The sequence below is a fragment of the Actinomyces urogenitalis DSM 15434 genome (genome assembly GCF_000159035.1).
In the GTDB taxonomy this organism is placed as follows: Bacteria; Actinomycetota; Actinomycetes; order Actinomycetales; family Actinomycetaceae; genus Actinomyces; species Actinomyces urogenitalis.
In genome coordinates this window covers 519,495-530,436 of the sequence record NZ_DS999576.1, presented here as the reverse complement: position 1 = coordinate 530,436, position 10,942 = coordinate 519,495, and the positions used below count along the sequence as shown (strand labels likewise).

The 10,942-nt window shown below is 69.8% G+C and carries 8 protein-coding genes and 1 pseudogene; 8 read left to right on the top strand and 1 reads right to left on the bottom strand.

All coding sequences use genetic code 11. From position 1 onward, the window contains the following. From HMPREF0058_RS12865 to rpe, 5 genes and pseudogenes are all read left to right on the top strand, one after another. Positions 1 to 294, top strand: a pseudogene (locus tag HMPREF0058_RS12865) (primosomal protein N'); the annotation flags it as partial. 12 nt (positions 295 to 306) lie between these two features. Then, positions 307 to 966, top strand: a complete 660-nt coding sequence (locus tag HMPREF0058_RS10440) for an HAD family hydrolase (RefSeq protein WP_040319945.1) — start codon at positions 307 to 309, stop codon at positions 964 to 966. Between the two features lie 9 nt (positions 967 to 975). Continuing rightward, positions 976 to 1,947, top strand: coding sequence for a methionyl-tRNA formyltransferase (gene fmt / locus HMPREF0058_RS10435; RefSeq protein WP_006549761.1), 972 nt, complete (start codon positions 976 to 978; stop codon positions 1,945 to 1,947). Beyond that, the gene (locus tag HMPREF0058_RS10430; protein WP_006549760.1) at positions 1,947 to 3,530 is read left to right on the top strand and encodes an RsmB/NOP family class I SAM-dependent RNA methyltransferase; all 1,584 of its coding nucleotides are present in this window, start codon (positions 1,947 to 1,949) and stop codon (positions 3,528 to 3,530) included. Before fmt ends, HMPREF0058_RS10430 begins: the two co-directional genes overlap by 1 nt. A gap of 14 nt (positions 3,531 to 3,544) precedes the next feature. Continuing rightward, on the top strand, positions 3,545 to 4,240 hold the full coding sequence (gene rpe, locus HMPREF0058_RS10425; protein ID WP_006549759.1) for a ribulose-phosphate 3-epimerase: 696 nt from the start codon (positions 3,545 to 3,547) through the stop codon (positions 4,238 to 4,240). 8 nt (positions 4,241 to 4,248) lie between these two features. Here the strand turns inward: rpe and HMPREF0058_RS12175 are convergent, their stop codons facing one another. Next, positions 4,249 to 6,414, bottom strand: a complete 2,166-nt coding sequence (locus HMPREF0058_RS12175; protein ID WP_081449230.1) for an HNH endonuclease signature motif containing protein — start codon at positions 6,412 to 6,414, stop codon at positions 4,249 to 4,251. Between the two features lie 586 nt (positions 6,415 to 7,000). On the opposite strand from HMPREF0058_RS12175, the gene HMPREF0058_RS10415 reads away from it, so the two are divergent. From HMPREF0058_RS10415 to HMPREF0058_RS12860, 3 genes are all read left to right on the top strand, one after another. After that, positions 7,001 to 8,854, top strand: a complete 1,854-nt coding sequence (locus HMPREF0058_RS10415; protein ID WP_006549757.1) for an acetyl/propionyl/methylcrotonyl-CoA carboxylase subunit alpha — start codon at positions 7,001 to 7,003, stop codon at positions 8,852 to 8,854. Positions 8,855 to 8,857: 3 nt separating this feature from the next. Next, positions 8,858 to 10,447, top strand: a complete 1,590-nt coding sequence (locus tag HMPREF0058_RS10410) for an acyl-CoA carboxylase subunit beta (protein ID WP_006549756.1) — start codon at positions 8,858 to 8,860, stop codon at positions 10,445 to 10,447. A gap of 94 nt (positions 10,448 to 10,541) precedes the next feature. Then, positions 10,542 to 10,942, top strand: a 401-nt coding sequence (locus tag HMPREF0058_RS12860; protein ID WP_169305838.1) for a hypothetical protein, incomplete at its 3' end; no start/stop codon positions are given.

Genomic DNA, 10,942 nt, shown 5'->3' with positions numbered 1-10,942 from the left:
CGCTGCGCACGTCTGGACGGGCCGCCCAAGGCGGTGGAGTCCGTGCTGGAGGAGGCGCGTTCGCGCGGCTGGGACGTACTCGGGCCAGTCGACGTCAGGACGCTACGGCGTCCCTCGGCGGCTGGGCCTGCAGCACAGGGAGCTGCTGCCTCGGTGCAGTCGCGAGCGCTGATCCGGGTCCCCCTGTCCCAGGGGCGCGAGCTGGCCACCATGCTTCGCCTTGAGCTGCGTGAGCGCTCGGTCCACCGCGAGGAGGCAGTGCGCGTGGAGCTCGACCCGACCGTGTTGTGGTGAGAGCCTTTGGTCATGAGCCCCGATGACGCTGCCAGCCTGGACGCCGTCGTCTTCGACTACGGCAACGTGGTCTACACCTGGGACCCCTACGGGGCGCTGCCAGGTAGGGCCACGATGAGGCAGTGGGAGGACTTCGTCGCTCACGGGGACTTCGCTCGCTGGAACGAGATGTGCGATGCTGGCGTGCCCCGCGAGCAGATCGAGGCTGAGCTGGCTGCCACCTACCCGCAGCGCCCGGACTGGCTGGAGCTGCAGCGCCTGTACTGGAGCAGGTTCAGCTCTACCCTCACCGGGCCGGTCGCTGGCACGGCCCAGGTGATGGAGGACCTGGCCGCGGCCGGGGTCCGGTTGTACCTGCTGACCAACTTCAACGACGAGCTCTTTGAGGCCAACCGTCATCTGTGCCCGCAGCTGGAGCTGGCGACCGGGATCGTGGTCTCCGGCGTCGAGCACGTCACCAAGCCTGGCCGGGAGATCTTCGAGATCCTGCTGCGTCGTTACGGCCTGGAGGCCCGGCGCACGCTCTTCGTGGACGACTCGCCTGCCAACGTGGCCGCGGCTGAGGCCCTGGGCCTTCACGGACATCTCTTTCGGGGAGCAGGACGTCTGCGCGCGGCGCTGACCGAGGCGGGCCTGCTCGCGGGCGCGCCTAGCGAGCACACCGGCCCCTAGACTTGCCCCATGCGTGTTCTCTTCGCCGGTACCCCTGAGGTCGCCCTGCCCGTGCTGCGCTGGCTTATGGACTCACCTTCCCACGAGGTCGTCGGGGTTCTCACCCGCGCCGATGCCCGCCAGGGCCGCGGCCGGACCCTGCACCCCTCACCGGTGGCAGCGCTGGCTCGCCAAGCCGGCCTGGAGGTACGCACACCTGCCACCCTGCGTGAGGAGGAGACCCAGGAGTGGGTCCGCGGCCTGCACGCTGACGTCGCCGTCGTGGTCGCCTACGGCCGCCTGGTGCCGGCCGCGCTGCTGGAGGTACCGCAGCACGGCTGGCTCAACCTCCACTTCTCCCTGCTGCCCGCCTGGCGCGGAGCCGCCCCGGTCCAGCGTGCCATCATCGCCGGCGACACCCTGACAGGAGCCAGCGTCTTCCGCCTGGAGGAGGGCCTGGACACCGGCCCGGTCTACGCCCATGTCACCGCCAGCATCGAGGACGAGGACACCGCTGGTGACCTGCTCGCCCGCCTGGCTGAGAAGGGTGTGGCGCTGGTGGATGAGGTCCTGGAGCAGCTGGCCTCGGGGACGGCAGCACCTGTGGCCCAGCGCGAGGACGGGATCACGTTGGCTCCTGTGCTCACGCCCGCCGACGGTGAGATCCGCTGGAGCGAGACCGCCGCCGCCATCGACCGGCGCATCCGCGGCGTCACGCCCGCGCCGGGCGCCCACACCACCTATGAGGGAGCGCGGCTGCGCCTAGGCCCGGTCACCCAGGTGCCTGAGGTCACTGACCTGCCAGCAGGCATGCTGCAGGTCTCCAAGCATGAGGTCCTGGTCGGTACCGGTGGCTGCGCCGTGCGGCTAGGCCAGGTGGCGCCAGCCGGCAAGAAGTGGATGGCGGCTGACGCCTGGGCCCGCGGCGCCCATCCGGCTGCCGGCGCGGTCCTTGGCTCTGGTGGCGTCGGCCAGCTCGGCGTCGAGGGCGGTGCGGCCTGATGGCGGGCTACGCAGGTTCTCGTTCAGGTCAGGCGGGTCGGCGTTCCCAGGCAGGAGCGCAGCGCCGCGGGCAGGGACGCGAACGGGGCAAGGGCAATGACTCCGGACGCCACAACCGCACGCGTGGTCAGCGTGGTCAGGCGGATGCGGAAGGCTCCAACCGGCGCCGTCGGCCGAGCACGGTGGACGCAGCGCGGCTGGTGAGTCTGGAAGCGCTGACCAAGGTGCGTCAGGACGGTGGCTTCGCCAACCTGGTCCTGCCTCCGATGCTGGATGCGGCGCGGCTGGACCGCCGCGACGCGGGATTCGCGACGGCGCTGACCTACGGGACGCTGCGCCTGCAGGGCCGGTATGACGCCATCATCGCTCAATGCGTGGATCGCCGGCTGGACCAGCTCGACGGTGTCGTCCTTGACGTGCTGCGCCTGGGGACCCACCAGCTGCTGGGGATGCGGGTGGCGACCCATGCCGCGGTCTCGGCGACTGTAGACCTGGCGTCCCACGCGGCCGGCCGCGGCGCAGCGGGCCTGGTCAACGCCGTCCTGCGCCGGATCAGCCAGAAGGACCTGGAGCAGTGGCTGGCTGAGCTGACCGAGCAGGCCGCTGACGAGCTGAACGCGCTGTCGGCCACGCACTCCCACCCGGTCTGGGTGGTCAAGGCGCTGCGGCAGGCGCTGGCGAGCAATGACCGGCCGCAGGAGGAGCTTGAGGCTCTGCTGGAGGCGGACAACGCCGACCCTGAGGTGGTCCTGTGCGCTCGACCCGGCCTCATCAGCCCTGAGCACCTGGTCAAGGAGGCAGAGGAGGCCACGCGCGGCCATGCCCATGTGGGTGACCGTAGCCCGTACGCCGTCGTCCTTCCCGGGGGAGACCCGGGCCGACTGCCGGCCGTGCGCTCCAGCGCGGCGGGCGTCGAGGACGAAGGCAGCCAGCTGGTGGCACTGGTGCTCAGCGAGGCGGCCGTGGAAGGACGCGACGAGCGGTGGCTGGACCTGTGCGCCGGGCCGGGTGGCAAGGCCGCGCTGCTGGGCGCCCGGGCGGCGCAGCGCGGAGCACGGCTCGTGGCCAACGAGGTCACCGCCCACCGTGCCGAGCTGGTGCGTGCCAGCGTCAGGGCCGTGCCTGAGGGCGTGGTCGAGGTTCGCTGTGATGACGGCCGCCTGTATGGACAGGCCGAGCCTGGCAGGTACGACCGTGTGCTGGTCGACGCACCCTGCTCGGGCCTGGGCTCGCTGCGCCGTCGGCCCGAGGCGCGGTGGCGGCGGCAGCCGACCGACGTAGCCGAGCTGGCTGAGCTCCAGCGCGAGCTGCTCGTGAGCGCGCTGGCCGCGGTTCGCGTGGGCGGGTTGGTGGCCTACGTGACCTGCTCGCCCCACGTGCTGGAGACCGAGCTCGTCGTGCGCGACGTGATACGGCGTCTCGAACGTGAGGGTCGGGGCGCCGAGGTCCTGCACGCTGGCGACGTGGCCACGCGTGTGGCACCGGTTCCCCCTGCCGGCGCGGACAGGCCGATGCTCCAGCTGTGGCCGCACCTGGACGGGACGGACGCGATGTTCTGCGCCCTGCTGCGTCGTACAGCCTGACAACGAGGAGACCCATGAGCAACACCCCCGCGATCCACCCCTCCATTCTCAACGCGGACCAGGCGCACCTGGCTGAGGAACTGGCCCGGATCGAGAGCGCTGACGGACTGCACCTGGACGTCATGGACAACCACTTCGTCCCCAACATGTTCGCCGGCCCCTCCTTCACCCAGACCGTCCTGGAGCACACGAGCCTGCCGGTGGACGCCCACCTCATGATCGAGGACGCCGACCGCTGGGCGCCTCAGTACGCGGAGATGGGCTGCGCGGTGGTGACGGCGCACGCTGAGGCGACCCGCGCGCCGTTCGTCCTGGTCAAGGAGCTCCATCGGCTGGGGGCGCAGGCCGGGATCGCGCTCAGGCCGACGACGCCGCTGGAGGTGGTCGAGCCGCTTCTGGGCGAGATTGACATGCTCCTGATCATGACGGTCGAGCCTGGCTTCGGAGGGCAGAGCTTTGTGGAGCCGATGCTGCGCAAGATCGCTGCAGCACGCTCCATGGTCAGCGCGCAGGGTCTCCAGCTGCGCATCCAGATCGACGGCGGTGTCTCACTGACGACCATTGAGCGGGCAGCAGAGGCTGGAGCGGATGTCTTCGTCGCGGGGTCGGCGGTCTACAAGAGCCAGGACGCGGCCCAGGCGATCTCGACGCTGCGCAGGCTGGCTGGGGCCGTGAGCGGCGAAGGACGCAGTACCACGGGCATCGCCTAGAGCATCGCCTAGAACGGCACCAGCTCGTCGAGGAAGACATCTAGGCCAAGTGCATGGAGCTCGGCGGAATAGGACCTTGCGCTCCAGGTGCCCACGGGCTGACCAGGACGTGGTCCTCGGGCCTGCCAGGGCACGCCGGGCGCCAGGTTCTCCAGGGTCTGGACAAGGGGAGCCAGGACGGCGTCGTCGACTGCCTGCGCCAGCTGGTCGGGAACAGGCCGGGCCGGCTGATGGAAGGAGCGCGGGCCGATGCGGCGTGGAAGCATGAGGATGCTGCCATCGGGGTTGCGACGGTAACGGGCACCTGACGGTGTACGCCACAGGAGCGCACCGTCGTCGAGGCGAGTGAGGGACCACCCTGGCGTGTGCTTGAGCCGGTGATGGGTCTGGCACAGAAGCGTGAGGTTGTCGAAGGAGGTTGTTCCTCCCATGCTCCAGGCGGTGACATGGTCCAGGTCGCAGCGGCGTGCAGGCACAGCGCACCCTGGGTGCGTGCAGGTGTGGTCGCGGGCCCGGACGGCCTCAGCAAGGGCTGCTGGTGGTCGGTAGCGCTTTCGCCCGACGTCGAGCACGACGCCGGAGACCGGATCGGTGAGGAGACGGCGCCAGGTGCCACCACCGGCCAGCGCCGTAGCGATCGCGGAGGGGACGGGGAGGGTCTGGCGACCGATGCGCACAGTCAGGTCGCCTGACAGCAGCCTTGGAGGAGTAGGAGTAGCAGATGAGCCGGGACGGGCCTGCGCATGGCGACCTGACTCGGCGCTGGCATGCGGGAGATCGGCGTGCGGGAAGGGCTCCTGGAGGAGATAGTCGATAGGGACAGTCACGTCGACCTGGACCTGCAGGCCGGAAGGAAAGAGCACCGGCCCGCTACCGGAAGGCGTCCACCACGGGCTCGTGGAGCTGACGAGCGCGCTGAGTCTGCTCAGCAGCGGCAGGAGCGGTACGCCGTCGGCGAGGAAGGGAGAGCCGGAGGGCTCGCTGACGGCCGAGCGCGAGAGGGCGTCCTCAGGCAGTCCGGGCAGATCAGGCAGTCCGGGCAGGCTGGACAGGTCAGGCAGGTCGGTGAGCGGGACGCCAGGCAGGGTGCTGGGCGTGGCGCCTGCGAGAGCACCGTACGGGACATCGGGCAGGGCTCCGGGCGTCGCGCTGGGCGGAGCCTCGGGTAGGGCACTGCGCGGGGGCACGGCGCTGCGACACATTTCGTGCTGTTCGTGCCGCAGGAGGCTCAGCATCGTGGAGACCACGGCATCGGCACGGAGCTGGGACACGGAGCGTTCGTCCCCCGTGGCCCGGGCTGAGACCGCGATGGCATCCAGTGTCGCGTCCACGAGGGCCGCATCGAGGCTAGGAAGGAGAAGTCTCATCTCCGAGAGTCCTTCGCCAGCGGGTTGTGGACGGCTGACATGCCGGTTCTCCGCGTTCCGGCGGCGGCGCTGAGGGCTTCCTTCCGGGTCGTTGGCAACCAGAGCGCGGTCGAGGTCCCGGGCCAGCTGGGTATGGGTGCGGTGCGGCGCGCGGGGCAGAACCTGCTCCTGAACGCGGACGGCAAGCTCATGGCTGACGTGGGCGAGGCGAGTGGCGATGAGCGCCGTCTTCGCGGCGTCGATGAGGCCGCTGCGGTGCAGACCTGCCGCGTACGACAGCGCCGGCAGGCACAGCGCCTGCCGCCGATCAACGAGCTGAGCGGCGCGGCGTCTGGAGATCCCGAGCCGGCACGCGATCTCGCTGGCCACAGTGAGCTCAGCTCCTTGAGTGAGGCAGGAGATGGACTGACGATCGGGACGGAGACCAGCGTCGTCTCCGGACAGGGGCTCATCCTCGACGCTGTGAGTCATCGCCGCCGCCAGCAGGGACTGGAGCCAGCAGGACCATGAGGCCAGTCGCTGGCTCGCGGCAACCAGCTCGCTAAGGGTCTCCAGCCCCAGCCTAGCCAGGCTTTCAACCGCGGACAGCGGCTCACCGGGAGCCAGCTGGCAGTGGCGCAGCAGGGTGCGCTCATCGGCACCTAGCGCCTGGGTGCTGGCGAGGTCTCTGTCTGGTTCGGGGGTGGCGCGGTCCGCGCTGAGGTCAGGGCGGGGGATCGCAGCCTGGAGGATCTGCTCGAGGGCTGAGGCCAGCAGTCCGCCGGGCGGCAGGGTAGCCAGGGCGGCTAGACGATCCTCCTGACTCATGCAGTCCGGGGCGCCCCTCGTCGGCGCAGGCCGCGACGACGGGCCGGAGGAGGGGGTGTCACCCACGGGATCGAACATGTGTACAGGCTGCAGCGTTCATATGATCTTGTCTAGTACTTGGTAATGGATGATGGTGGATGAGGTGAGGAGATGTGCACAAGTGTGGATAAGTCGGTGGAGAGATGATGTCGTGCACGATTGACTCTCTTGGGTGAAATTGCGTTGGAATTGTGAAGATCAACAAACGATATGCCTGGAGTGTGTCGATAGCAGCGAGGCTCGCGTCATCGCGGGCTCGATGCGTCTTCCTGCACGGACGCTCCAAGAGTTTTCGTCGCTTTTGTAACGATCCCACAATGTTCAATCCGCTGCCCTGCTCAATAGCCTCGCAATATCGCGATTGTTGTGATCTGAGCCTGCCGCGATTTGTTGACAGTGCTGAGTCATAGGGATCGCATGATGAATTCATGGGCGAGAGAGAGTCAGAGGGCTGACCTGCGTGTCGTGGGCGCCGGTGGCACCGCAGTCCTCGTGACGGAATGTCGCGCCTGTGGGAGACCACGAAGTCAGTCAAGGAGGGACGCCGATGCCGATGGCTTCAGGACCAGCGGAGGCACGCCGACCACAGCGTGTGCTCATCGCCAACCGCGGTGAGATCGCCCTGCGGATTGTGCGCACCGTGCGTGATCTGGGAGGAACCTCGATCCTGCCCTACACGCCTGAGGACCTCATGTCCCCGGCCGCCGAGCTCGCGGATGAGGCTTACGCCCTGCCGCAGGGCTCGTCCTACACCGACGGCGAAGCGATTCTTGCCCTGGCTGTCTCCACCGGTGCTGAGGCGATTCACCCGGGCTATGGCTTCCTGGCCGAGGACGACGCCTTTGCCCAGGCTGTCATCGACGCCGGACTGATCTGGGTCGGCCCCAGCCCGTCAGCCATGCGGGCGCTGGGCGACAAGATGACGGCCCGCGCCACCGCTGAGCGCGCCGGCGTGGCCCCGGTGCCTGGCATCACGGACTCGGTGACCTCGGCAAGCGTTGTGCTCGCCTTCGCGCACGCCCACGGCTACCCGGTGGCGCTCAAGCGGACCGACGGCGGAGGCGGCCGTGGCATCACGGTGCTGGCCAATGACGATGAGGTCCGAGCGACGCCCGCCTTTGAGGCCGCGGCCTCAGGCGGGGCCACCTTGATCCTGGAGCGCTTCATCACCGCCGCACGGCACGTCGAGACCCAGTGCGTGCGGGATGCCCGGGGCGCCTTCGCCGTCGTCTCGACCCGCGACTGCACACTGCAGCGACGCAATCAAAAGCTCCTGGAGGAGGCCCCAGCACCCTTCCTGCCCGCCGGCCTGCACGAGCGCCTGGTCGAGGACTCCCGCCGCCTGCTGGACAGCGTCGGCTACGTGGGGGTGGCTACCTGTGAGTTCCTCCTGACCAGCCAGGACGAGCTGTACTTCCTGGAGGTCAACCCCCGTCTCCAGGTCGAGCACTGCGTGAGCGAGGAGGTGGCCGGCGTCGACCTGGTCGACCTCCAGCTCCTGGTGGCTGCCGGCGGTGATCTGCCGCCTGTGCCTGAGCCCCGAGGCCACAGCCTGGAGCTGCGCATCACCTGCGAGGACGCCACACAGGGCCTGGCTCCTTCCACCGGCACGATCACCCGCCTGCGCTGGCCGGCAGGCCCGGGTATCCGGATCGACTCCGGCGTCACGCAGGGCGACGTCATCACCCCGGTCTTCGACCCGATGCTTGCCAAGATCGTGGTCACGGGTGCCAGCCGCGACCAGGCGATTTGCCGCGCCCGCCGCGCGCTGGCCGAGACCGTGGTCGAGGGCGTGACGGTGTGCACCGCCCTGCACGAGCACGTCCTGCGCCGCGAGGAGTTCACCGGACCCGACGCCGCAGGGCGCCTGGGCGTGACCACCCGCTGGATCGAGACGGACGTCCTGGACCGGCTGCGCGAGCATGACGACGCGTCAGAGGCACCAGCCGGCCCCGTCCACAATCCCCGGACCCGCTCAACCTACGTCATCGAGCTCAACGGCCGCCGGGTCCAGCTCACCGTGCCCGATGGCGTCCTGGGCGGGCACGGACCGCGGATGGGCGGGCGCTACCCCGGAGCCCCGACCTCCCGCAGCCAGCAGCCGCTGCGCTCGCGTTCGGCCAGCCGCGCCGCCCACCGCGCAGCGAGCGAGGTCGAGGATCCCTCGGTCATCGCCGCCCCGATGCAGGCGGTGGTCACGCGCATCTGCGTGGAGCCGGGCCAGAGGGTGCACGCCGGCGACCTCATGGTCGTCCTGGAGTCGATGAAGATGGAGAACTACGTCCACAGCCCAGTTGACGGCGTGGTGGGGGAGATCCCGATTGGGGCTGGCTGCACGGTCAGCGCCGGGCAGACCCTCATCCACCTCCGGCCCGGCCACGAGCAGGACGAGGAGGACTGAGCGATGAGCACGTCCACCACCATGATGAGCCAGGCCCCAGGGACCCAGGCCTTCCGCGAGACCTCGGCGCACGTGGCCGCGCAGGCCGAGGAGCGCGCCGCCGCACGCCAACACGCCAAGGGCAAGCAGACCGCCCGCGAGCGCGTGGCTGCCCTGCTCGATGACTCCAGCTTCCTGGAGATCGGGCGCTACGCAGGCTCGGGCACGGGGCAGGCGGCTCGGCCCAGCGGAGTCATCACCGGGTTCGGCACGATCGACGGGCGTCAGGTCGCCGTCTACGCACAGGACTTCTCAGTCAGCGGTGGCGCCCTGGGCACCATCGAGGGAGACAAGATCGTGCGTCTGCTGGACGACGCCCTGCGGCTACGGATCCCGATCATCGGACTCATCGACTCCGGAGGGGCCAAGATCCAGGAGGGCGTGGGGGCGCTGCGCCAGTACGGGCGCATCTTCAACCGCACCTGCGCCGCCTCGGGCCTGGTGCCCCAGATCAGCGTGATCCTCGGCCCCTGCGCCGGAGGTGCCGTGTACTGCCCGGCCCTGACTGACTACATCATCGCCACTCGCGAGGCCTCCCACATGTTCGTCACGGGCCCTGACGTCGTACGGGCCTCCACGGGCGAGCAGATCAGTGCCGAGGAGCTGGGGGGCGCGGACATCCACGGCTCGGTCTCCGGCGTCGTGCACTACGTGGCCCAGGACGAGGCCGACGCCCTGGCGCAGGTGCGCACGGTGCTGGCCTACCTGCCCTCCTCCTCTGACCAGCAGGCCCCGCGCTATGAGTACGACGACGTCGACCGGGCCGCCGACGAGGCCGCGGCGGCCGCGGTGGGTGACCTCGTGCCGGCCTCGACCCGGCAGCCTTACGACGTCACCGCCGTCGTCCAGGCCGTGGTCGACCACGGTGAGCTGGTCCAGGTGCAGGAGGACTTCGCCGCCAACGTCGTGGTGGGTTTCGCCTGCCTGGAGGGACGCCCGGTCGGCATCGTGGCCAATCAGCCGATGGTCGACGCCGGGACGCTGGACGTGGACGCCTCGGAGAAGCTGGCGCGCTTCGTGCGCTGCTGTGACGCCTTCGGCCTGCCCGTGGTCACCTTCGTCGACGTGCCCGGGTACCGCCCGGGTGCCGAGCAGGAGCACGCCGGCATCATCCGGCGTGGGGCGAAGGTCATCAACGCCTACGCCACAGCCACGGTTCCCCTGGTCACGATCGTGCTGCGCAAGGCCTACGGCGGTGCCTACATCGTCATGGGCTCCAAGGCGATCGGGGCGGACCTGAACTTCTGCTGGCCCGGCGCCGAGATCGCGGTGCTGGGTGCGCAGGGAGCGGTTGGCATCATCCACCGCCGTGCGCTGGCGCAGGTACGTCGCAGCGAAGGCGACCAGGCGGTTGCGGCCGAGCACGAGCGCCTCGTGGCCGAGTACACCCAGGAGGTCATCAACCCGGACAAGGCCGTGGCCCTGGGCGAGATCGACGCCGTTATCGCCCCGGAGGACACACGCACCGTCATCGTCGACTCCCTAGCGGCGCTCAGCGCCAAACGCGACGTGAGCCGCATGGCGGTCAAGAAGCATGACAACGGGCCGCTGTGAGGAAGGAGCACCAGCCATGACCAGCCACCGTCAGCCACCGTCCGCGTTCCGTTCCCTCAGCCCCCTGACAACCAGCACCACCAGCAAGGACACCATGACCACGCCCAGCACGCAGACCGATCCGATGAGCTACACCTCCCGCGCGGCCCAGGCCACCCCGGCCCCGACAGCCAGCGTGGCCGACCTCCTGGAGGCGGGCGAGCCCTACGTCCTCAGCTTCGGTGGCCAGGCCACCCCCTGGCGAACGAGCCTGGCAGAGCTGCTCGAGACCGACCGCGAGGTGGCGGCTGACCTCATCGCGCTCGATGAGGAGGTCAGCCGCCTGCTGGCGCCGGTGGCCACCGAGCTGCTGACCATCTGCCCGCGGGGCCTGCGCGTGCTCGACGACGACGGCGCGGCAGTTGTACCCGCACCCAGCCACGCCGGGCAGGGGGACGAGGCAGCCGTCTCGGTCCCGGGGATCCTGCTGGCCCAGCACGCGGTCCTGGCGAGCCT

Coding starts and splice junctions, on each gene's coding strand:
- rpe (WP_006549759.1), top strand. CDS start 3,545: ATGAGCAACACCCCCGCGATCCACCCCTCCATTCTCAACGCGGACCAG.
- HMPREF0058_RS10410 (WP_006549756.1), top strand. CDS start 8,858: ATGAGCACGTCCACCACCATGATGAGCCAGGCCCCAGGGACCCAGGCC.
- HMPREF0058_RS10430 (WP_006549760.1), top strand. CDS start 1,947: ATGGCGGGCTACGCAGGTTCTCGTTCAGGTCAGGCGGGTCGGCGTTCC.
- HMPREF0058_RS10440 (WP_040319945.1), top strand. CDS start 307: ATGAGCCCCGATGACGCTGCCAGCCTGGACGCCGTCGTCTTCGACTAC.
- HMPREF0058_RS12175 (WP_081449230.1), bottom strand. CDS start 6,414: ATGAGTCAGGAGGATCGTCTAGCCGCCCTGGCTACCCTGCCGCCCGGC.
- HMPREF0058_RS10415 (WP_006549757.1), top strand. CDS start 7,001: ATGCCGATGGCTTCAGGACCAGCGGAGGCACGCCGACCACAGCGTGTG.
- fmt (WP_006549761.1), top strand. CDS start 976: ATGCGTGTTCTCTTCGCCGGTACCCCTGAGGTCGCCCTGCCCGTGCTG.